This window comes from Streptomyces sp. NPDC001787 (genome assembly GCF_040297465.1).
Taxonomy (GTDB): Bacteria; Actinomycetota; Actinomycetes; order Streptomycetales; family Streptomycetaceae; genus Streptomyces.
The window spans coordinates 50,877-71,299 of sequence record NZ_JBEOZE010000020.1; the positions used below are offsets into that span (position 1 = coordinate 50,877).

Annotated in this window: 17 protein-coding genes and 1 riboswitch; of the genes, 10 read left to right on the top strand and 7 right to left on the bottom strand. The window is 69.7% G+C overall.

The annotated features are described in order from the left end of the window. Positions 1 to 112 precede the first annotated feature (112 nt). Together ABT170_RS25340 and ABT170_RS25345 are read left to right on the top strand one after the other, a co-directional pair. Complete coding sequence (locus tag ABT170_RS25340; RefSeq protein WP_329940334.1) at positions 113 to 1,081, top strand: diacylglycerol/lipid kinase family protein; 969 nt, start codon at positions 113 to 115, stop codon at positions 1,079 to 1,081. Between the two features lie 317 nt (positions 1,082 to 1,398). Further along, positions 1,399 to 1,656, top strand: a complete 258-nt coding sequence (locus tag ABT170_RS25345; protein WP_003953983.1) for a WhiB family transcriptional regulator — start codon at positions 1,399 to 1,401, stop codon at positions 1,654 to 1,656. A gap of 225 nt (positions 1,657 to 1,881) precedes the next feature. Here the strand turns inward: ABT170_RS25345 and ABT170_RS25350 are convergent, their stop codons facing one another. Continuing rightward, a complete protein-coding gene (locus tag ABT170_RS25350) occupies positions 1,882 to 3,348 on the bottom strand; it encodes a sensor histidine kinase (protein WP_329940368.1) in 1,467 nt (488 codons plus the stop codon). Between the two features lie 403 nt (positions 3,349 to 3,751). Next, entirely contained in the window at positions 3,752 to 4,831 is a 1,080-nt protein-coding gene (locus ABT170_RS25355; RefSeq protein ID WP_351871019.1) for an SIS domain-containing protein, read from the bottom strand. A 198-nt stretch (positions 4,832 to 5,029) separates the two neighbouring features. Here ABT170_RS25355 and nagB point away from each other — a divergent pair, with 198 nt between their 5' ends. After that, positions 5,030 to 5,815, top strand: coding sequence for a glucosamine-6-phosphate deaminase (nagB, locus tag ABT170_RS25360; protein WP_266923687.1), 786 nt, complete (start codon positions 5,030 to 5,032; stop codon positions 5,813 to 5,815). A gap of 123 nt (positions 5,816 to 5,938) precedes the next feature. Here nagB and ABT170_RS25365 read toward each other — a convergent pair whose 3' ends face one another. The 4 genes from ABT170_RS25365 to ABT170_RS25380 form a co-directional block, all read right to left on the bottom strand. Beyond that, positions 5,939 to 7,459 (bottom strand): glycoside hydrolase family 3 protein, encoded by a 1,521-nt coding sequence (locus ABT170_RS25365; RefSeq protein ID WP_329940332.1) that lies wholly within the window; start codon positions 7,457 to 7,459, stop codon positions 5,939 to 5,941. Between the two features lie 10 nt (positions 7,460 to 7,469). After that, positions 7,470 to 8,330 (bottom strand): carbohydrate ABC transporter permease, encoded by an 861-nt coding sequence (locus ABT170_RS25370; protein WP_266923684.1) that lies wholly within the window; start codon positions 8,328 to 8,330, stop codon positions 7,470 to 7,472. After that, complete coding sequence (locus tag ABT170_RS25375) at positions 8,327 to 9,340, bottom strand: carbohydrate ABC transporter permease (protein WP_351871024.1); 1,014 nt, start codon at positions 9,338 to 9,340, stop codon at positions 8,327 to 8,329. The genes ABT170_RS25370 and ABT170_RS25375 overlap by 4 nt, the downstream gene beginning before the upstream one ends. Positions 9,341 to 9,607: 267 nt before the next feature. Beyond that, positions 9,608 to 10,906 carry a sugar ABC transporter substrate-binding protein gene (locus ABT170_RS25380; RefSeq protein ID WP_329940328.1) on the bottom strand — a complete coding sequence of 433 codons (1,299 nt, stop codon included), beginning with the start codon at positions 10,904 to 10,906 and terminating at the stop codon, positions 9,608 to 9,610. 279 nt (positions 10,907 to 11,185) lie between these two features. Here ABT170_RS25380 and ABT170_RS25385 point away from each other — a divergent pair, with 279 nt between their 5' ends. From ABT170_RS25385 to ABT170_RS25410, 6 genes are all read left to right on the top strand, one after another. Then, positions 11,186 to 11,950: a GntR family transcriptional regulator gene (locus ABT170_RS25385; protein WP_073717913.1), complete on the top strand. Its 765-nt coding sequence runs from the start codon at positions 11,186 to 11,188 to the stop codon at positions 11,948 to 11,950. A gap of 307 nt (positions 11,951 to 12,257) precedes the next feature. Next, positions 12,258 to 12,512 (top strand): DUF3311 domain-containing protein, encoded by a 255-nt coding sequence (locus ABT170_RS25390; protein WP_329946161.1) that lies wholly within the window; start codon positions 12,258 to 12,260, stop codon positions 12,510 to 12,512. Further along, positions 12,509 to 14,152, top strand: coding sequence for a monocarboxylate uptake permease MctP (mctP, locus tag ABT170_RS25395; RefSeq protein ID WP_351871028.1), 1,644 nt, complete (start codon positions 12,509 to 12,511; stop codon positions 14,150 to 14,152). Before ABT170_RS25390 ends, mctP begins: the two co-directional genes overlap by 4 nt. 105 nt (positions 14,153 to 14,257) lie before the next feature. Further along, positions 14,258 to 14,923 carry a hypothetical protein gene (locus ABT170_RS25400; protein ID WP_351871031.1) on the top strand — a complete coding sequence of 222 codons (666 nt, stop codon included), beginning with the start codon at positions 14,258 to 14,260 and terminating at the stop codon, positions 14,921 to 14,923. A 299-nt stretch (positions 14,924 to 15,222) separates the two neighbouring features. Beyond that, positions 15,223 to 15,345: riboswitch (cobalamin riboswitch) on the top strand. 139 nt (positions 15,346 to 15,484) lie between these two features. After that, positions 15,485 to 17,884: a ribonucleoside-diphosphate reductase subunit alpha gene (locus ABT170_RS25405; protein ID WP_329946164.1), complete on the top strand. Its 2,400-nt coding sequence runs from the start codon at positions 15,485 to 15,487 to the stop codon at positions 17,882 to 17,884. Further along, positions 17,884 to 18,900 (top strand): ribonucleotide-diphosphate reductase subunit beta, encoded by a 1,017-nt coding sequence (locus ABT170_RS25410; RefSeq protein ID WP_329946165.1) that lies wholly within the window; start codon positions 17,884 to 17,886, stop codon positions 18,898 to 18,900. Before ABT170_RS25405 ends, ABT170_RS25410 begins: the two co-directional genes overlap by 1 nt. Positions 18,901 to 19,114: 214 nt before the next feature. On the opposite strand, the gene ABT170_RS25415 is transcribed toward ABT170_RS25410, so the two are convergent. After that, positions 19,115 to 19,327 carry a hypothetical protein gene (locus ABT170_RS25415; protein ID WP_329946166.1) on the bottom strand — a complete coding sequence of 71 codons (213 nt, stop codon included), beginning with the start codon at positions 19,325 to 19,327 and terminating at the stop codon, positions 19,115 to 19,117. An 81-nt stretch (positions 19,328 to 19,408) separates the two neighbouring features. Between ABT170_RS25415 and ABT170_RS25420 the strand changes: the two genes are divergently transcribed. Continuing rightward, positions 19,409 to 20,383, top strand: a complete 975-nt coding sequence (locus ABT170_RS25420) for a GlxA family transcriptional regulator (protein WP_351871036.1) — start codon at positions 19,409 to 19,411, stop codon at positions 20,381 to 20,383. The last annotated feature ends 40 nt before the right edge of the window (positions 20,384 to 20,423 follow it).

Genomic DNA, 20,423 nt, shown 5'->3' on the forward strand with positions numbered 1-20,423 from the left:
GGTGCGACGGGGGCGCGGCCCATGATTGCGGCCGTTCACGTTCCGTCACCGGCCGCGGACGCGGGGGATCTCGACTACTGGGCGGTACCACCCGGTAGGTAGTCTGGCGGGCATGCGCGCACTTCTCGTGGTCAACCCAGCTGCTACCACCACCAGCGCGCGGACCCGTGACGTGCTCATTCACGCCCTGGCGAGCGAGATGAAGCTGGAAGCGGTGTCCACCGAGTACCGCGGGCACGCCCGGGACCTGGGACGCCGGGCCGCGGACAGCGACGACATCGACCTGGTGGTCGCCCTCGGCGGCGACGGCACGGTCAACGAGGTCGTGAACGGACTGCTGCACAACGGCCCCGACGTGGACAGCCTGCCGAAGCTCGCGGTGGTTCCCGGCGGCTCCACCAATGTCTTCGCCCGCGCGCTGGGACTGCCCAACGACGCCGTGGAGGCGACGGGCGCGATCCTGGACGCGCTGGAGCAGCGGAGCGAGCGGACGGTCGGCCTCGGTCTGGCGGCCGGCACCCCCGGCACGGCGGACGAGTCGGTCCCGGACCGCTGGTTCACCTTCTGCGCCGGACTCGGATTCGACGCGGGCGTCATCGGTCGGGTCGAACAGCAGCGCGAGCGCGGTCGGCGGTCGACGCATGCGCTGTACGTACGCCAGGTGGTCCGGCAATTCCTGGAGGAGCCGCACCGGCGGCACGGGATGATCACGCTGGAAGTGCCCGGTCAGGACCCGGTCACCGACCTCGCCCTCTCCATAATCTGCAACACCGCCCCCTGGACCTACCTGGGCAATCGCCCGATGTACGCCTCTCCCAAGGCGTCCTTCGACACCGGCCTGGACATTCTCGGCCTGAAGCGGCTGTCCACCCCGGCGGTGACCCGTTATGCCACCCAGCTGCTCACTTCGAGCCCCGAAAAGGGCCCGCACGGAAAGCACGCGGTTTCACTGCATGACCTCACGGACTTCACCTTGCATTCAAAGGTGCCACTGCCCTTCCAGATGGACGGCGACCACCTGGGACTGCGTACGAGCGTGACGTTCACAGGCGTACGCCGTGCACTGCGTGTGATTGTGTGAGTGGAAGGGCCTAAAGTCCTTTAACTCGAACGTTTGGGCTGGCCCCCACCCCTAAGAAGTACGGCTGTGACCTAGCCGACACCGAGGAATCAAAAAAAACTTTCCAGAAGGGGTTGTATCCGTCGCCGAGGTTTGCGAATCTCTACATGGCGATCGGGACGGCCCGCAACATCGGCCTCCCTGGGAGCCAGAACCCCTCCTCACCTCACAGACCACACCCAGTTCTCCTGGGGGTCGGCCCGTCATCTGCGGGGGGATTCGTGAAAGCGTTCACATTCACAAGCAACAGCATGTAATACCAAGGAGAGGTAGCAGCCATGGACTGGCGTCACAACGCCGTTTGTCGTGAGGAAGACCCCGAGCTGTTCTTCCCCATCGGCAACACCGGTCCTGCGCTGCTGCAGATCGAGGAAGCCAAGGCCGTCTGCCGTCGCTGCCCCGTCATGGAGCAGTGCCTGCAGTGGGCGCTCGAGTCCGGCCAGGACTCCGGCGTCTGGGGTGGCCTCAGCGAGGACGAGCGCCGCGCGATGAAGCGCCGTGCAGCTCGCAACCGGGCGCGTAACGCCAGCGCCTGATCGACCCCCCGCGACGAGCCCCAGCCCGGCGGCGCGTACAGAGCGTACGCACAGCCCCGCCTTCGAGTCGCAGCGCGCAGTACCCCCGAAGCGCATCGCAACGTGAGCACTACACAGTGGGCCCGGACCGTTACCACGGTCCGGGCCCACTGTGCTGTCCGGTCGCGCGCGGCCGGTCCGTCACACCGGCCGCCGCTCCCCGCCCGCCTCTTGCCCGCGCCTCGTCTACTTCTCGTTGCGCACCGGGAGGTCCAGCACCACCCGGGTGCCGCGCTCGGGCCCCGGAACCATCCCGAAGGTTCCGCCCAACTCGCCCTCCACCAGGGTCCGTACGATCTGGAGCCCCAGATTGCCGGCCCGCTGCGGGTCGAACCCCTCGGGCAGACCGCGCCCGTCGTCGGTGACCGTGATCAGCAGCCGGCCCTCGGTGGGCGATCCGCCCCGAACGGCGGAGACGTCCACCGTGCCGCGCTCGGCCACCGTGAAGGCGTGCTCCAGGGCGTTCTGCAGCACCTCGGTGAGGACCATCGAGAGCGGAGTGGCCACCTCCGCGTCGAGGATGCCGAAGCGCCCCGTCCGGCGGCAGGTGACCTTGCCGGGGGAGATCTCGGCGACCATCGCGATGACCCGGTCGGCGATCTCGTCGAACTCGACCCGCTCGTCCAGATTCTGGGACAGCGTCTCATGGACGATCGCGATCGAACCGACCCTCCGCACCGCTTCGTTGAGCGCCTCGCGGCCCTGCTCCGAGTCCATCCGGCGGGCCTGGAGACGCAACAGGGCGGCCACGGTCTGGAGGTTGTTCTTCACCCGGTGGTGGATCTCCCGGATGGTGGCGTCCTTGGTGATCAACTCGCGCTCGCGGCGGCGCAGTTCGGTGACGTCCCGCAGCAGGACCAGCGAACCGATGCGTACGCCCTTGGGTTTGAGCGGAATGGCCCGCAGCTGGATGACCCCGCCGGCGCACTCGACCTCGAACTCGCGGGGCGCGTAGCCGCTGGCCACCTTGACCAGGGCCTCGTCCACCGGCCCCCGGGACGGGGCGAGCTCGGCCGTGGTGGTACCGAGGTGATGGCCGACGAGGTCGGAGGCGAGCCCCAGACGGTGGTACGCGGAAAGGCCGTTGGGGCTGGCGTACTGCACGACCCCGTCGGCGTCGAGCCTGATCAGGCCGTCGCCGACGCGCGGGGAGGCGTCCATGTCGACCTGCTGGCCGGGGAAGGGGAAGGCCCCGGCGGCGATCATCTGGGCCAGGTCGGAGGCGGACTGGAGGTAGGTGAGCTCCAGCCGGGAGGGCGTGCGGACGGTGAGGAGATTGGTGTTGCGCGCGATGACGCCGAGGACCCGCCCGTCACGGCGTACGGGGATGGACTCGACCCGTACCGGCACCTCCTCGCGCCACTCCGGGTCGCCCTCGCGCACGATCCGGCCCTCGTCCAGGGCGGCGTCCAGCAGCGGACGGCGCCCGCGCGGCACCAGATGGCCGACCATGTCGTCCTGGTAGGAGGTGGGGCCGGTGTTGGGCCGCATCTGCGCCACGGAGACATAGCGGGTCCCGTCGCGGGTCGGAACCCACAGGACGAGGTCGGCGAAGGACAGGTCGGAGAGCAGCTGCCACTCCGAGACCAGCAGATGCAGCCACTCGAGGTCGGTGTCACTCAGGGCTGTGTGCTGGCGGACGAGGTCGTTCATGGAGGGCACGGGTGCGAGCGTACCTGTGGATACCGAGAGGTACCGAACCGATCGGGCCCCCGGTCCGTGCCACCGCGGGACGGGGGTGCGGCGGGGAAGTGTGGCCGGAAAATGTCTGTCCTACGGATAGACACGGGCAATTGGTCTAGTCCACAATGCTCACAACAAGTCCTCCGCTCTCCCCGCACAGGAGAGCGGAACGAGGCACCCGGCGCTCTCTGCCCTGACTGCGCCGGTGCCTCCAGTGGCCGGAGGCACCGCACACCGCCGGCCAGGTAGCTCCGGGCTGCGGTGCCGGACGGGCTGAGGGTCCCGTCCCGGCGCCGCGGCCCGCGGGTGTTCCCGGGGGCGGACTCGCCCCGCGGCGGGCCGCCCCTCCCCCGCCGGTGACCCCTCGGCCCCGTCAGTGGGTCTCGGTGACCTTGGCCAGAGCGCGTGGCGCGTCCGGGTCCTGGCCGCGGGCGAGGGTCACCTCGTACGCGAGCATCTGGAGCGGCAGGATCTCCAGGATCGGCTGGAGTTCCTCCGGCACCCCCGCCGTCGGCAGCACGAAGCCCGCGGAGGCCGCGGCCACCTGCGCCTTCGGACCCACCACGAAAAGGTCGGCGCCGCGTCCGCGCAGCCGGTCCAGGACGGGCTGGAGGGCCTCACCGCCGCGTCCGTCGGTGACGACCGCGATCACCGGGGAGATGTTGTCGACCATCGCGAGCGGGCCGTGCAGGAGATCGGCGCCGGAGTAGGAGAGCGCGGGGATGTAACTGGTCTCCATCAGCTTCAGGGCCGCCTCCTTGGCCGTCGGGTAGCCGTAGCCGCGCGAGGTGATGACCATGCGCTCGGCGAAGCGGTAGCGCGAGGCCAGCGACCTGACCTCGTCCCCGCGCCCCAGGACCGCCTCGGCGAGTTCGGGCAGGACGGCGGCGGCGGAGCCGTCACCGCCGCGCAGACCCTCCACGAAGAGATAGAGGGACAGCAGGGAGGCGGTGTACGTCTTGGTGGCCGGGAGGGCCTTCTCCGGGCCCGCGAGGATGTCGATGTGGTACTCGGAGACCGCGGCCAGCGCGGAGTCCGGGTTGTTGGTGACGGCGAGGGTGACCGCCCCGGCCTCCCGGGCCGCCTTCGTGGAGGCCACCAGGTCGGGCGAGCCGCCCGACTGGCTGATGGTGATCACCAGGACGTCGGTGAGATCGGGCTCGGCCCCGTACGCCGTCGTGGTGGACATCGACGCCAGGCCGCAGGGCAGGCCGAGCCGGATCTCCAGCAGGTACTTCGCGTACAGCGCCGCGTTGTCGGACGTACCGCGCGCCGTGAGCAGGACGAAGCGGGGCTTCCTGGCGGCGATCTCCTCGGCCACCGCGCGGATCCCGGCGGCACCCTGGTCGAGGATGCGCCGCAGCATCCCGGGCTGCTCGGCCATTTCGCCGGACATGATCCGGCCGGGCTGTTCGCCGCGGCCGTTCCCCCCGGCCGAGAAGGTGGCGGACATGGGTGCCTCCCTGCGGTGTCGTCGTTTCGGACAAGTCGACCACGGTGCCGGGGGAACCCGCCAGCGGACCGCCCGCCGTACCGGCGGGAGGACCAAGGGATGAACGGTTCACCTGAGGGCTGCCGGGTTCTGCTAGATTGGGAGTTTGATTGGTCTATACCACATGACTCCACCACTCTTCAGATCGGCAGGCACAGCGTGGAAGTTGTCATCGTCCCGGATGCCAAGGCAGGCGGCGAACTCATCGCGGAGGCCATCGGCGCCCTGCTGAGCCGCAAGCCCGACGCCCTGCTCGGCGTTGCCACCGGCTCCACCCCGCTGCCCATCTACCAGGCGCTGGCGGCCGGGGTCCGCTCCGGTGCGGTGGACGCCTCGCGCGCCCGCATCTGCCAGCTGGACGAGTACGTCGGGCTGCCCGCGGGCCACCCGGAGTCGTACCGCTCCGTGGTGCTGCGCGAGGTCGTGGAGCCGCTCGGGCTCTCCGAGGCGTCCTTCATGGGCCCCGACGGCTCCGCCGAGGACGTCCAGGCCGCCTGCGAGGCGTACGACAAGGCGCTGGCGGCGGCCGGCGGGGTCGACCTCCAGCTGCTCGGCATCGGCACCGACGGCCACATAGGCTTCAACGAGCCGTGCTCCTCGCTGGCCTCCCGCACCCGGATCAAGACGCTGACCGAGCAGACCCGGGTCGACAACGCGCGCTTCTTCGACAACGACATCTCCCAGGTGCCGCACCACGTGATCACCCAGGGCATCGGCACGATCCTGGACTCCCGGCACCCGATCCTGCTGGCCACCGGCGAGGGCAAGGCCGAGGCCATCGCGCAGACGGTGGAGGGACCGGTCGCCTCGATCGTGCCCGCCTCCGCGCTCCAGCTGCACCCGCACGCGACGGTGGTGGTCGACGAGGCCGCCGCGTCGAAGCTGAAGCTGGCGGACTACTTCCGCGCCACGTTCGCGGCGAAGCCGCAGTGGCAGGGCATCTAGAACCCGCGAGAACGTACGACGGAGGGCCGGACACCAGGTGGTGTCCGGCCCTCCGTCGTACGCCGCCCGTCCGGCGAGAGGTGCGGTCCTCGATCGCCGGACGGGCCGGATCCGGTGGTGCGGTCAGGCGGTGATGGCCTCCGCCGCCGCCAGGCCGCAGACCCGTGCGGCACCGTGGGTGGCCACGTACAGCGACCCCCTCGGCTCCGACTGGGGAAGACCCATCTCGACCACGATCGTGTCGGGACGTGCCGCCACCAGCGCGTCGAGCGCGTCGGCCATCCAGGCGTGCCGGTGGGCGTCACGGACGACGGCGACGATGCGCCGCTCCCCCGCCGCGCCCAGCACGTCGGCCGCCGCCGTCGTGCTGTCGCTGCCGTAGGTACCGCTCTCGGTACCGGGCAGCAGCCGGCCCAGGTCGGCGGCGAGGCCCCACGGGGTCTCGTTGCCGACCGCGATGTTGGGCGCCGGGTTGAACTCGGCCACATAGGCCGGCCCGCTGAGCCGCTCGGCCGTGCCGGTCACCCGGACGGCGCGGCGGGCCGCCACCAGCCCGATGTCGGTGCTGACTCCGGTGCCGGGCGCGATCCCCTCCTGCGCTGCCGCACCCGGCTCCGGGACAGCCCCCCGCGCGCTCCGCGTCCAGGACGCGAGTGCGCGTACCCGGGCCGCGGCGTCGGCGAGCCGCTCCTCGGGCAGTTCACCGCTGCGTACCGCCTCGACCAGCGCGTCGCGCAGCAGCAGGACCGTGGGCTCGTCCTCCAGCCCGCCGCCGACGCACAGGGCGTCGGCACCCGCGGCTATCGCGAGGACGGAGCCGCGGGCTATGCCGTACGTCGAGGCGATGGCCTGCATCTCCACGGCGTCGGTGACGATCAGGCCGTCGTAGCCGAGCTCCTCGCGCAGCAGACCGGTGAGGATCTGCGGGCTGATGGTCGCGGGACGCTCGGCGTCCAGCGCGGCCAGCAGGATGTGCGCCGTCATCACGGACTTGGAGCCCGCCGCGATGGCCGCCCGGAAGGGCACCAGCTCACGGGCGTGCAGGGTTTCGAGGTCCACGTCGATGCGGGGCATCGCGTGGTGCGAGTCGACCGCGGTGTCGCCGTGCCCGGGGAAGTGCTTGGTGCAGGCGGCGACACCGGCGGCCTGGAGGCCCTCGATGTACGCGGCCGTGTGCCGGGCGACGAGGCGGGGGTCGGCCCCGAAGGAGCGGACGCCGATGACCGGGTTGCCCGGGTCGGAGTTGGCGTCGGCCGACGGCGCCCAGTTGAGGTTGACGCCGCACTCGGCGAGCCGGCGGCCGAGCTCCTGGGCGACGTCCCGGGTCAGGTGCACATCGTCGACGGCGCCGAGGGCGAGGTTGCCGGGGAACGAGGAGCCCTGCCGGACCTCCAGCCGGGTGACGTCACCGCCCTCCTCGTCGATCGCGACGAGGACGTCCTCGCGCTCGGCCCGCAGCTGGGCGGTGAGGGCGGCGACCTGCTCGGGCGTGCGGATGTTGCGGCCGAACAGCGCGACGGCGGCGAGCCCTTCACCGACCCGGCGCAGGACCCAGTCCGGGGCGGTGGTGCCGGTGAACCCGGGCTGGAGGACGGCGAGCGCGTCGCGCGTCAGCGTGTCCGTAGTGGAAACGAGGGTGGTCATGGGGCCCGCACTATCCCTTCACGGCGCCGGAAGTGAGGCCAGCGGCCATCTTCCGCTGGATGAACATGAAGAACACGACGACCGGCAGGGCGATCATGGTCGACGCCGCCATCAGCGCGCCGTAGTCGGTACCGCGCTCGGTCGTGAACGTCATCAGCCAGACGTTCAGCGTGTACTTGGAGTTGTCGTTGATCAGGATGTACGCGAAGAGGTACTCGTTCCAGGCGTTGACCAGCGCGAAGATCGACGCGGCGGCGAGGCCGGGGGCGAGCAGCGGGAAGATCACGCGGCGGAAGGCACCGAAGCGGGTGCAGCCGTCCACCATCGCGGACTCCTCCAGCTCCACGGGGATGTTCACCACGAAGCCGCGGATCATGATCGTCGCGAAGGGCAGCGTGGAGACGAGGTAGACGACGATGAGGCCCCAGTACTCGTCGATCCCGCCCATGGCGTTGAGCTGGGCGTAGATCGGGATGAGCATCGCCGTCGGCGGCAGCATCTGGACCAGGATCATGATCAGGACCAGGGCCTTGCGGCCGAAGAAGCGGAAGCGGCCGATGGCCAGTGCCGCCAGGGTCGCGATGATCATGCCGCCGACCACGGCGGTGATCGAGACGATGAGGCTCGACTGGATCGCGGTGCCGAAGTTCGGCTGTTCGGTGGCCCGTACGAAGTTGTCGAAGGTGATCGACGAGGGCCACAGCGTCTGGTCGTACGAGCGGATCTCGCGGTTGGGCCGCAGGGCGCTGATGACCAGCCAGTAGACCGGGAAGACCATGACCAGGGCGATGCCCAGGCCCAGGATGTCGAAGCCGATCCTGCTCTGCTTGCGGTCCGGGCGCAGGGTCTGTGTGTCGGTCGTGGTGCTCATTCGACCTCTCCCGTCTTCATGAGCTGGCGCAGGTAGTACACGGCCACGCCGGACAGCAGCAGCACCGTGATCAGGGCGATCGCGGTGCCCTGACTGAAGGAAGTGGACTCGAACGCCTTGGAGTAGGAGTAGAGGCCGAGGGTCTCGTACTCCGGCTCGGGCTTGTTGCCGCGCAGCAGCCAGATCTGGCCGAAGACGTTGAAGTCCCAGATCACCGAGAGCGTGGCCACCATGGTGAAGACCGGCTTGATGACCGGCCAGGTGACGTACTTGTAGACGCCGTAGCCGGAGGCACCGTCGAGCGAGGCGGCCTCCTCCAGTTCCTTGGGGACCTGGGTGAGGGCGGCGTACAGGGTGACGACGACGAACGGAATGGCACCCCACACGACCAGGATGGCGATGATCGTGAAGCCCTGGATCGGGTCCAGGTACCAGTTGTGGCCGAGGAAGTCCTCGCCCACGACCTTGGCGATCATGGTGTTGATCAGGCCGTAGTCGGAGTCGGCCATGAAGCGGAAGATCGAGGCCGCGACCATCAGCGGCATGGACCAGGCGGCGATCAGGCAGAAGGTCAGCACGAGCCTGACCCAGGTGGACAGCCGGCGCATCAGCAGCGAGATGAGGAGGCCGAGGGCCATGGTCAGGGTCACGCAGATGGCCATGAAGACCACGGTGCGGAAGGTGACCCACCAGAACTCGTCGTCACCGAGGATGTTGGTGAACTGCTTGAGGCCCACCCATGGTGCGGGCTCACCGCTCCACAGTTCACGCCGGCCCATGTCCTGGAAGGACATGATCACGGTCTTGCCGAGCGGGTAGAGATAGACGGCGGCGATCGCCACGATCGCCGGGAGGATCAGGAAGTAGGGGAGGAGTTCACCCTTCTTCCGCTTCCTCTTCTGTACGCGGGGCCCGGCGCCGTCCTCTTCGGACAGCCGGGGCCCGGTCAATCGGGGATCACGTGGTTCGGAGACCGGTGGCCCGGCGGCCTTGGTGTCGGCGGCAGTCACGTGGCTGACCTTCCATCGCGGGTCCGAGGCAACCCCCGGAAATCACGGCGTGCTTGTGCTGAGGAGCGGGGGCCCGGCGCGGTGCCGGGCCCCCGCCCGGCGATCGGAAAACTCGGACCGGCCGGCACCCGGGGGCGGCGTCGTGGGTCCGGGTGCGCGCGTCCGCGGCGTTGTCGTCACTCACCATGGCTCCGCCATGACTCGGTCCTCCGCCGTGCGGACGCGCGCACCCGGTCCCGCTCCTGCTCCTGCGGGTGCCGGACGCCCCTAGGCCTTCTTGTTGATCAGGGCGTCGATCTTCTCGTCGGCCTTCTTGGCCGCGTCGGCGACCGACGTGCCCTTGAGGATGTCCAGGAGGAGGTTCTCAAGGATCTCCTCCTTCTCGACCGAGGCCCAGCCCGGGGCGATCGGCGTGAACCAGGCGTCCGGCACCGCGTTGGCGATGGGGGCCGTCTCCGGCTTGGCCTTCAGCGGCTCAAGCTGCTTCTCGTTGTTGGGGAGGATGTTCTTCGACGCGAGGACGTCCATCGACTTCGCGTTCGTGAAGAGGGAGATCCACTCCTCGCCGAGGTCCTGGACCTTGGACTTGGAGATCGTCGCGAGGTCGGAGCCGCCGATGAAGGACGGGAGCGCCTTGCCCTCCGGGCCGGGCATACCGGCCGTGGCGATCTTGCCGTCGAGCTTCGGGTTGCCGTTCTCGCCCGTGGTGACGCCGCCGGCCTCCCAGGCCTGGCCGTAGATGACCGCGGCCTTCTCGTTGGCCATGACGTTGGCGTGGTCCTGCTCGTCCTTCGTCTGGTCGGCCTTGTTGTACTTCTTGACCAGGTCGACGTAGTGGGCGATGCCCTTCTGCGACTCGGGCGAGGAGAGGGTGGCCTTCCACTGCTTCGAGCCCTCGTCGTACTTGGCGACCTCGCCGCCGTACGCCGCGACGTAGGACATCGCCGCGTACCAGTAACGGCCCGGGAAGTAGAGGGACGAGGCGCGCTTGTCCTTCTTGCCCAGCTCGGCCGAGACCTTGTCCATGGCCTTGAGGAACTCGTCCTCGGTCTGCGGGAGGACATCGCTGCCGGTGGCGGCCTTCAGCATGTCCTTGTTGTAGACAGCCAGACGGGCACTGGCGTAGTACGGGACGCAGTAGGTCTTGCCCTCGAAGGAGCACGTGTCCTTCAGACCCTTGATCCAGGTGTCCGAGTTCTCGTACTTCTTGGGGTCGATCTCGCCGAGCGCACCATTGAGGATGTACTGCATGGTCTCGGTGTTGCCGAGCTCGACAACGTCCGGGAACTTGTCGCCACCGAGGGAGGTGTCGAGCTTCTTCACCTTGTCCGACCACTGCTGGTACTGGATCTTGACGGTGACATTGGGGTACTTCTTCTTGAACTGGGCGTTGACGTCCTTGACCAGTTCCGGCCAGGTCGACTGCGCGTCACCCATGAGCCAGACCGTCAGGTCTTCCTTGCGGTCCTTCGGGTCCTTGGACGATGCCTTGTCATCCGAACCACATGCTGCGATCGAAACCAACATGCCCGCGACGCCGATCGCCGCGATGAGCTTGCGCTTCACGCCAAACCCTCCTCAGGGATGCTGCAACCCCGCCCACCGCGAAGACATTCGACGAGTACTGCTGGGGCTGGACCTGGTCTTTAATGGTTTAGACCAGTACCGGGAGCTTGGCCTAGACCTTTAGGGGTGTCAAGGGTGTATAAGAAGTGCACTCGCGTCCGTTATAGGACCGACACCTAAGGGAGGGCGACGACCCGTGACGGGACCGTGCCACCATGTGAGCCGCGACAGACGGAGGAGCCGGTGACGGCAGCAACGCAGCAGTCGGGAAGGCGGGCCATGGGCGCCGACGGGGGCAGTTCGGGGAACGAGACCGGTGCGGGTACGCGCACGGCGCGCGTACCGAAGTACTACCGGCTCAAGCGCCATCTCCTCGACATGACCGACACCCTGCCACCGGGCACACCCGTGCCGCCCGAACGCACCCTGGCAGCCGAGTTCGACACCTCGCGCACCACCGTGCGCCAGGCGCTCCAGGAGCTGGTCGTCGAGGGCCGGCTGGAGCGCATCCAGGGCAAGGGAACCTTCGTCGCCAAGCCGAAGGTCTCCCAGGCGCTCCAACTGACCTCGTACACCGAGGACATGCGCGCCCAGGGACTGGAACCGACGTCTCAGCTTCTGGACATCGGCTATGTCACCGCCGACGACACGCTCGCCGGTCTGCTGGACATCACGGCGGGCGGCCGGGTGCTGCGGATCGAGCGTCTGCGACTGGCCAGCGGCGAGCCGATGGCGATCGAGACCACACACCTTTCGGCCAAACGCTTCCCGGCTCTCCGCCGTTCTCTGGTGAAGTACACCTCTCTCTACACCGCGCTCGCCGAGGTGTACGACGTGAGGCTGGCCGAGGCCGAGGAGACCATCGAGACCTCGCTGGCCACCCCGCGCGAGGCGGGGCTGCTCGGTACGGATGTGGGTCTTCCGATGCTGATGCTGTCCCGCCACTCGATCGACGGGCAGGGCGAACCGGTGGAGTGGGTGCGCTCGGTCTACCGGGGCGACCGCTACAAGTTCGTCGCCAGGCTGAAGCGGCCCACCGACTGAGGCCATGCCGCCCCGGCGGCGGGGACGGCACAGGTGCGGCGCCCGGGGAACGGCTTCCCCGGGCGCCGCACCTGTCCGTTTCCGGGCCCGCGTACGTACGCGGGGTGCGGGCGCGCGTACGCGCACGGACCCCGCGTACGTACGCGCACATACGCGTGCGCCTACGCGTACGCGTATGTGCGCGCGGAGTTGCACGTACGGGTGAACCGGATGACTCCCGTGTCCGTGAGTCCCTCCGATACATCACCGTTGCCGGACCGCACACGCGGACCGCAGCCGGTGATCAGCGAGGGGACGGAGTCACCACATGCCAGCAGACACCGAGACGAAACCACCGACGGTCACCCCCACGAGAGTGGTGATCGCGCTCTGTCTCGTCGCCCCGTTCGTGGCGATGCTCTGGGTGGGTTCGTACGCGAAGGTCGACCCGACGTTCATCGGCATCCCGTTCTTCTACTGGTACCAGATGCTCTGGGTGCTGCTCTCGACCGCGCTGACGATGGTCGCGTACAAGCTGTGGCAGCGTGACCGGCGCGCCCGCGCGGGGGGTGCCTCCGCATGAAGGACGGTGTGAACGGCGTCGCGCTCGGCGTCTTCATCTTCTTCTTCGTGGCCGTCACGGTCATCGGCTTCATGGCGGCCCGCTGGCGCAAGGCCGAGAACGAGGCCAGCCTGGACGAATGGGGCCTGGGCGGACGGTCGTTCGGCACCTGGGTCACCTGGTTCCTGCTGGGCGGCGACCTCTACACGGCGTACACCTTCGTCGCCGTCCCGGCGGCGATCTACGCGGCGGGCGCGGCGGGTTTCTTCGCCGTCCCGTACACGATCCTCGTCTACCCGCTGATCTTCACCTTCCTGCCGCGGCTGTGGTCGGTCTCGCACAAGCACGGCTACGTCACCACCTCGGACTTCGTCCGCGGACGCTTCGGCTCCAAGGGGCTCTCGCTGGCGGTCGCCGTCACCGGCATCCTCGCCACGATGCCGTACATCGCGCTCCAACTCGTCGGAATCCAGGCGGTGCTGGACGTCATGGGCGTCGGCGGGGGTGAGACCACGCACTGGTTCGTCAAGGACCTGCCGCTGCTCATCGCCTTCGCCGTGCTCGCCGCGTACACCTACTCGTCCGGGCTGCGGGCGCCCGCGCTGATCGCATTCGTGAAGGACGGCCTGATCTATCTGGTGATCGCGGTGGCGATCATCTACATACCGGTCAAGCTGGGCGGCTTCGACGACATCTTCGCCAGGGCGGGCGAGGCGTTCTCCCGGAAGAACCCGGCGACCGGTCAGCCGCGCGGCTCGCTGGTCCCCGGCGACATGGGCCAATGGGGTTACGCGACACTGGCGTTGGGATCCGCGCTCGCGCTCTTCATGTACCCGCACTCGATCACCGCGACGCTCTCCAGCCGCAGCCGCGAGGTGATCCGGCGCAACACCACGATCCTGCCGCTGTACTCCCTGATGCTGGGCATGCTGGCGCTGCTCGGCTTCATGGCGATCGCCGCCGGAGTGAAGGTGGACAACGGGCAGCTGGCCATCCCTCAGCTGTTCGAGAACATGTTCCCCGACTGGTTCGCGGGAGTGGCGTTCGCCGCCATCGGCATCGGTGCCCTGGTGCCCGCCGCGATCATGTCCATCGCCGCGGCGAACCTCTTCACCCGCAACATCTACAAGGACTTCCTGAAACCCGACGCGACACCCGCCCAGGAGACCAAGGTCTCCAAGGTGGTCTCGCTCCTGGTCAAGGTCGGGGCCCTGCTCTTCGTCCTCACCATGGACAAGACGGTCGCCATCAACTTCCAGCTGCTCGGCGGCATCTGGATCCTCCAGACGATGCCGGCCCTGGTCGGCGGGCTGTTCACCCGCTGGTTCCACCGCTGGGCGCTGCTGGCGGGCTGGGCGGCCGGCATGGCGTACGGAACGCTCGCCGCGTACGGCGTGGCGAGCCCCACCCAGAAGCACTTCGGCGGCTCCTCGAAGGAGATTCCGGGAATCGGCGAGATCGGCTACATCGGGCTGACGGCCTTTGTGCTGAACGTGGTGGTCGTGATCGTCCTGACCCTCGTCCTGAACGCGGTGAAGGCCCCTGCGGGCATCGACGAGACCTCGCCGGCCGACTACACGGCCGATGCGGGTGACCCCGGCGTCGAGGCGGAGCTGCCGCCGGCCACGCCGGCCACGGCGGTCGCGCCGGGCGGTCACTGACCGGCAGGAACATCGGTGCGGGCCGTCGCGTCCCCCCGGGAGGCGCGGCGGCCCGCACCCGTTCTCCGGCTGTGCGCGGCGGTCACCGTACGCGAGGATGCGGGCATGAATCCTCGCTCCCCGCTCCCCGGACTGTGGCCCGTGCTGCTGGTGCTGACGCTCGCGGCCTGCGGCACGGAGCCGGCCCCCGGCCCCGATGCGGACAGCCCCGGGGGCGCGGCCCCCTCCGCCCCGGTGCCCGGCCGGGCCGCGCTGGAGGCCAGGGCCGCGGCCATCCAGACCACCACCGGCCATGTCTATGTGACCGAGGTCCCCGGCTACACCCTGGCCCGGCAGTCCGTCGGCGTCCTCGGCGACGACGGTTTCGGGAGCTTCTACACGGCGGCGGGCGGCAAGCGCATCCAGCTCTCCGTGGAGCGCGGCACACTGACGGCGGCGAACTGCGCGGCGGGCCCGCGGCCCGGCGGGGGATCGGGCACACCGGCCGCCTGCGAGCGGGACGGCGCGAACTGGTACCGCTCGACGCCGGACGGCCATGAGTACGCCCGCGCGGAGGGCGAGGTCGTCGTCCGGGTCGGCGGAGCCCGGGGGGAGGTCGACCGCGACACCCTGCGCACGGCCGCCGAGGCCGCGCACCGCGCGGATGACCGTGAACTCGACGAGATCCTGCCCCCGGCGGGCCGGGCACCCGGCGCGGGTCCCGTCGAACGCGGCGACCTGCCACCGGTCGGCGACGGGGCCCCGAACAACGACGTGGGAGCGAGCGGCTGAGGGAATCCGCGGCCGGGGAGACCATCCGTACGGGGCCCGGAGGGGGCCGGGAGGATCGCGCCGTACGGGCAGCCGGGAGCAGCCGGGGAGGGGGCCCGGAGCGGGGTGGAGAGGGTGTCCGGCGGGGGCCGGAGGGGCTGAGCGAGGGCCCGGGAGGGGGCCGGGTCAGGGCCCGGGAGGGGGCCGGGAGCCGCTCCCCGGCCTGCCACCGCTCGCCCACCGGCTGACGCTCCGACAGGGCCCGGCGCACCCCGCGACACAACATGTGGGGGCTGCCTCATCGGGCGGCCCCCACATGTATGCTCGTGCTCGCTGTCGCCGCAGGGGAATCCGGTGCGAATCCGGAACTGTCCCGCAACGGTGTATTCAGTGTGCTTTTGCACACCCGAAGTCCGACGACCTGTCGACAGCGCGTCCGGCTCGACCGAACCGGACGCCAAGACGTCCGGGCCTCGCGGATGGGCCGGTGGACGCCGTACGCAGTGCTGCCCCGCCCCGGGCATCGTGCTGCCCGGCTGCCCCCGTTCCCCGCCGGCCCCCAGCCGAGCGAGGGAAATCCCCGTGACCATCGCGCCAGCCGATCCGGTTTCAGCCGCCGCAGCCGAACCGACGGAGCCCACGACCGACGCACCGGGGACCGCACTGCTGCGGACCCTGACGGACCTCACCGTCGATCTGCCCGACACCGATCCCGGACGGGTCGCCGCCGCCGCGCTGCGCGGCCGCAACGCCCGGTCGGACGAGGCGGAGCTGCGTTCGCTGGCCACCGAGGCGGCCGCGGGGCTGATCTCCGAGGACCCCGCCTACTCCCGGCTCGCCGCCCGGCTGCTGACCCGGTCCATCGCCGACGAGGCGGCGGGCCAGGGCGCGGTGTCGTTCTCCGCCTCGGTCGCCGTGGGGCACCGCGAGGGCCTGATCGCCGACCGCACCGCGCGGTTCGTGGCACTCCACGCGGCGGCGCTCGACGCCCTGGTCGAGCGGTCGCTGGCCGACGGCGCGGACGACCGCTTCGGCTACTTCGGGCTCCGGACGCTGCACAGCCGCTATCTGCTGCGCCACCCGCACACCCGGCAGGTCATCGAGACCCCGCAGCACTTCATGCTGCGCGTGGCCTCGGGTCTGGCCGAGGACGAGAGCGTGCGCGCGCTGGACGAGGTCGCCGCGCTGTACGGGCTGATGAGCCGGCTGGACTATCTGCCCTCCTCCCCCACACTCTTCAACTCCGGCACCCGGCACCCGCAGATGTCCTCCTGCTATCTGCTGGACTCGCCCAAGGACGAGCTGGACTCGATCTACGACCGCTACCACCAGGTGGCGCGGCTCTCCAAGCACGCGGGCGGCATCGGCCTCTCGTACTCCCGCATCCGTGCCCGCGGTTCGCTGATCCGGGGCACCAACGGCCACTCCAACGGAATCGTGCCGTTCCTGAAGACGCTCGACGCCTCGGTCGCCGCGGTCAACCAGGGTGGCCGCCGCAAGGGCGCAGCCGCCGTGTACCTGGAGACCTGGCACGCGGACATCGAGGAGTTCCTGGAGCTTCGCGACAACACGGGCGAGGACCAGCGGCGCACGCACAACCTCAACCTGGCGCACTGGATCCCCGACGAGTTCATGCGCCGGGTCGACGCGGACGGCCAGTGGTCGCTGTTCTCGCCCGCCGATGTGCCCGAGCTGGTCGACCTGTGGGGCGACGAGTTCGACGCCGCGTACCGCGCGGCGGAGGCCGCGGGGCTGGCCCGCAAGTCGATGCCCGCGCGGGACCTGTACGGCCGGATGATGCGTACGCTCGCGCAGACCGGCCAGGGCTGGATGACGTTCAAGGACGCCTCCAACCGGACCGCCAACCAGACCGCCGAGCCGGGCCGCGTCGTCCACTCGTCGAACCTGTGCACAGAGATCCTCGAAGTGACCGACGACGGCGAGACGGCCGTCTGCAATCTGGGCTCGGTCAACCTGGGGTCGTTCGTGGCGGACGGGTCCATCGACTGGGAGCGGCTGGACGCCACCGTGCGGACCGCCGTGACCTTCCTGGACCGGGTCGTCGACATCAACTTCTACCCGACCGAGCAGGCCGGGCGCTCCAACGCCCGCTGGCGGCCGGTGGGCCTGGGCGCCATGGGTCTCCAGGACGTCTTCTTCCAGCTGCGGCTGCCCTTCGACTCCCCCGGGGCCCGGGCCCTGTCCACGAAGATCTCCGAGCGCATCATGCTCGCGGCGTACGAGGCGTCCTGCGACCTCGCCGAGCGGTCGGGTCCGCTGCCCGCCTGGTCCGAGACCCGGGCGGCACGCGGGGTGCTGCACCCCGACCACTACGACACCGCGCTGAACTGGCCGGAGCGCTGGGACGCCCTGCGCGCCCGCGTCGCGCGGACCGGGATGCGCAACTCGCTGCTCCTGGCCATCGCGCCGACCGCCACGATCGCCTCGATCGCCGGGGTGTACGAGTGCATCGAGCCGCAGGTCTCCAACCTCTTCAAGCGCGAGACGCTCAGCGGTGAGTTCCTCCAGGTCAACGCCTATCTGGTGGACGAGCTCAAGCAGCTCGGCGTGTGGGACGCCCGGACCCGCGAGGCGCTGCGCGAGGCGAGCGGCTCCGTGCAGGGCTTCGCCTGGATCCCCGAGGAGGTGCGGGCGCTGTACCGCACCGCGTGGGAGATCCCGCAGCGCGGACTGATCGACATGGCGGCGGCGCGTACGCCGTTCCTCGACCAGAGCCAGTCGCTGAACCTGTTCCTGGAGACGCCGACGATCGGCAAGCTCTCCTCGATGTACGCGTACGCCTGGAAGCAGGGGCTGAAGACGACGTACTACCTGCGGTCGCGCCCGGCGACCCGGATCGCCCGTGCCGCGTCCGGCCAGGCCTCCGCCGCCCCCATCCCCGTACAGCAGGCCCAGGCTCCCGACGCGGACGCCATCGCCTGCTCCCTGGAAAACCCCGAGTCCTGCGAGGCCTGCCAGTAATGAGCTCCAACGAGAACAAGAACCTGCTCGACCCGGGTTTCGAACTGACCCTGCGCCCGATGCGCTACCCGGACTTCTACGAGCGCTACCGGGACGCGATCAAGAACACCTGGACGGTGGAGGAGGTCGACCTCCACTCCGACGTCGCCGACCTCGCCAAGCTCTCCCCCGGCGAACAGCACATGATCGGCCGGCTGGTGGCGTTCTTCGCGACCGGTGACTCCATCGTCTCCAACAACCTCGTGCTGACGCTGTACAAGCACATCAACTCTCCCGAGGCGCGGCTGTATCTGTCGCGGCAGCTCTTCGAGGAGGCCGTGCACGTCCAGTTCTATCTGACGCTGCTCGACACGTATCTGCCCGATCCGGACGACCGGGCGGCGGCGTTCGACGCGGTCGAGGAGATCCCCTCCATCCGCGAGAAGGCGCAGTTCTGCTTCAAGTGGATGGACTCGGTCGAGAAGATCGACCGGCTGGAGACGAAGGCGGACCGCCGGCGCTTCCTGCTGAACCTGATCTGCTTCGCGGCGTGCATCGAGGGGCTGTTCTTCTACGGTGCCTTCGCCTACGTGTACTGGTTCCGCTCGCGCGGCCTGCTGCACGGCCTCGCCACGGGCACCAACTGGGTGTTCCGTGACGAGACCATGCACATGAACTTCGCGTTCGAGGTCGTGGACACCGTCCGCAAGGAGGAGCCGGACCTCTTCGACGACGAGCTCCAGCAGCAGGTCACCGACATGCTGAAGGAGGCCGTCGAGGCGGAGCTGCAGTTCGGCCGCGACCTGTGCGGCGAGGGCCTGCCCGGCATGAACACCGAGTCGATGCGGCAGTACCTGGAGTGCGTGGCCGACCAGCGGCTCACCCGCCTCGGCTTCCCCCCGCTGTACGGCTCGGAGAACCCGTTCTCGTTCATGGAACTCCAGGGTGTCCAGGAGCTGACGAACTTCTTCGAGCGCCGCCCGTCCGCCTACCAGGTGGCGGTGGAGGGCTCGGTCGGCTTCGACGACGACTTCTAGGGGCTGTCCCGCAATTCCTGGTGGATCAGCGCGCGGCGTCGGATGCGGTGCATCGCAAGGCGGAGAGGCGCCCGCATACTGGATGTATTCGGGCGTTTCGACAACGCGGCGAGGTGCCGTAGCTGTCGTCGTGCGCCCGCCAGGAATTGCGGGACAGCCCTTAGGGGAGGACGTCCCGAGGCCGGCTCCTCAGGGCCGTCCGCCGGGACCCGGGTCAGATCCTGGCCCAGCTCCGGGGGGAGGGGCGCCGCGTGGCCGTGACAGGCCGCGCGGCGCCCCTCGTTCGCGGGGGCTCCGCCCCGTGTTCCCGTTCCGCTTCTCCCAGTTCCCGGTCGATGCGGCGTTCACGGGCGAGCCCGAGGAACGTCGGCAGCAGAAAGAGCACGAAAACAGCCGTTATGCCCAGGTAGTTCAGGAATGTGTTCACGCCTCTACTGTCGTCCGTGCGGACACATTCCGGCAGTGGCAGGACTGTCACACAGCATCGAATTACTGCCACACTGCCGTCATGCTGAAGAATGTCGCCGCCCTGCTGCTCGACGAGGTCCACCCCTTCGAACTCGGCGTGCTGTGCGAGGTCTTCGGGCTCGACCGCAGCGACGAGGGTCTGCCGGTGCACGATTTCGCGGTGGTCTCGGCCGAGGGGCCCGAGCTGCGGACGCACGCCGGGTTCACCATCAGCACACCCCACGGCCTCGACCGGCTGGAGGGGGCCGACCTCATCGCCGTACCGGCGGGCAGCCATTTCATGGAGCGGGAGTATCCGCCGGAGGTGCTGGAGGCCCTGCGCCGGGCCGTGGAGCGCGGTGCGCGGGTGCTGAGCGTCTGCTCCGGCGCCTACGTCCTCGGCGCGGCCGGGCTGCTGGACGGCCGCCGCTGCACCACCCACTGGCGGCACGCCGACGAGCTGGCCCGGCGCTTCCCGCTGGCCGTCGTGGAGCCGGATGTGCTGTACGTGGACGACGGGCCGGTCATCACCTCGGCGGGCACCGCCGCCGGGATCGACGCCTGTCTGCATCTGGTCCGCCAGGCGCACGGCCCCGATGTCGCCAACGCCGTCGCGCGCCGCATGGTGGTACCGCCGCACCGCGACGGCGGTCAGGCGCAGTACATCCAGCGCCCGCTGCCCCGCACCAGGTGCGACACGGTCGGGGACACCCTCGCCTGGATGGAGCGCCACCTCGACCAGGAGCTGACCGTCGAGCAGCTGGCCGGTCTGGCCCACATGTCCCCGCGCACCTTCGCGCGCCGCTTCCAGCAGGAGACGGGCACCACTCCGTACCGCTGGCTGCTGCGGCAGCGGGTGCTGCTGGCCCAGCATCTGCTGGAGACCTCGGACGAGACGGTGGACACGATCGCCGGGCGGACCGGCTTCGGCACGGCGGCAGCGCTGCGCCACCAGTTCGTACGGTCCCTGGGGACGACTCCGAACGCCTACCGCCGCACCTTCCGCGGCCCGGCCGCGATGTCCGGGGCCGCCTGATCCGGGGCCGCCGTCCGGGAGTGCGGGGGCTCCGCGCGCG

Excerpts from the sequence above, each read along its gene's own strand:
- ABT170_RS25355 (WP_351871019.1), bottom strand. The coding sequence starts at position 4,831 with ATGTCCGCCACCTTCTCGGCCGGGGGGAACGGCCGCGGCGAACAGCCC.
- ABT170_RS25365 (WP_329940332.1), bottom strand. The coding sequence starts at position 7,459 with ATGACCACCCTCGTTTCCACTACGGACACGCTGACGCGCGACGCGCTC.
- ABT170_RS25390 (WP_329946161.1), top strand. The coding sequence starts at position 12,258 with ATGCCAGCAGACACCGAGACGAAACCACCGACGGTCACCCCCACGAGA.
- ABT170_RS25340 (WP_329940334.1), top strand. The coding sequence starts at position 113 with ATGCGCGCACTTCTCGTGGTCAACCCAGCTGCTACCACCACCAGCGCG.
- ABT170_RS25420 (WP_351871036.1), top strand. The coding sequence starts at position 19,409 with ATGCTGAAGAATGTCGCCGCCCTGCTGCTCGACGAGGTCCACCCCTTC.
- ABT170_RS25350 (WP_329940368.1), bottom strand. The coding sequence starts at position 3,348 with ATGAACGACCTCGTCCGCCAGCACACAGCCCTGAGTGACACCGACCTC.
- ABT170_RS25370 (WP_266923684.1), bottom strand. The coding sequence starts at position 8,330 with ATGAGCACCACGACCGACACACAGACCCTGCGCCCGGACCGCAAGCAG.
- ABT170_RS25385 (WP_073717913.1), top strand. The coding sequence starts at position 11,186 with ATGGGCGCCGACGGGGGCAGTTCGGGGAACGAGACCGGTGCGGGTACG.
- ABT170_RS25410 (WP_329946165.1), top strand. The coding sequence starts at position 17,884 with ATGAGCTCCAACGAGAACAAGAACCTGCTCGACCCGGGTTTCGAACTG.
- mctP (WP_351871028.1), top strand. The coding sequence starts at position 12,509 with ATGAAGGACGGTGTGAACGGCGTCGCGCTCGGCGTCTTCATCTTCTTC.
- ABT170_RS25345 (WP_003953983.1), top strand. The coding sequence starts at position 1,399 with ATGGACTGGCGTCACAACGCCGTTTGTCGTGAGGAAGACCCCGAGCTG.
- ABT170_RS25400 (WP_351871031.1), top strand. The coding sequence starts at position 14,258 with ATGAATCCTCGCTCCCCGCTCCCCGGACTGTGGCCCGTGCTGCTGGTG.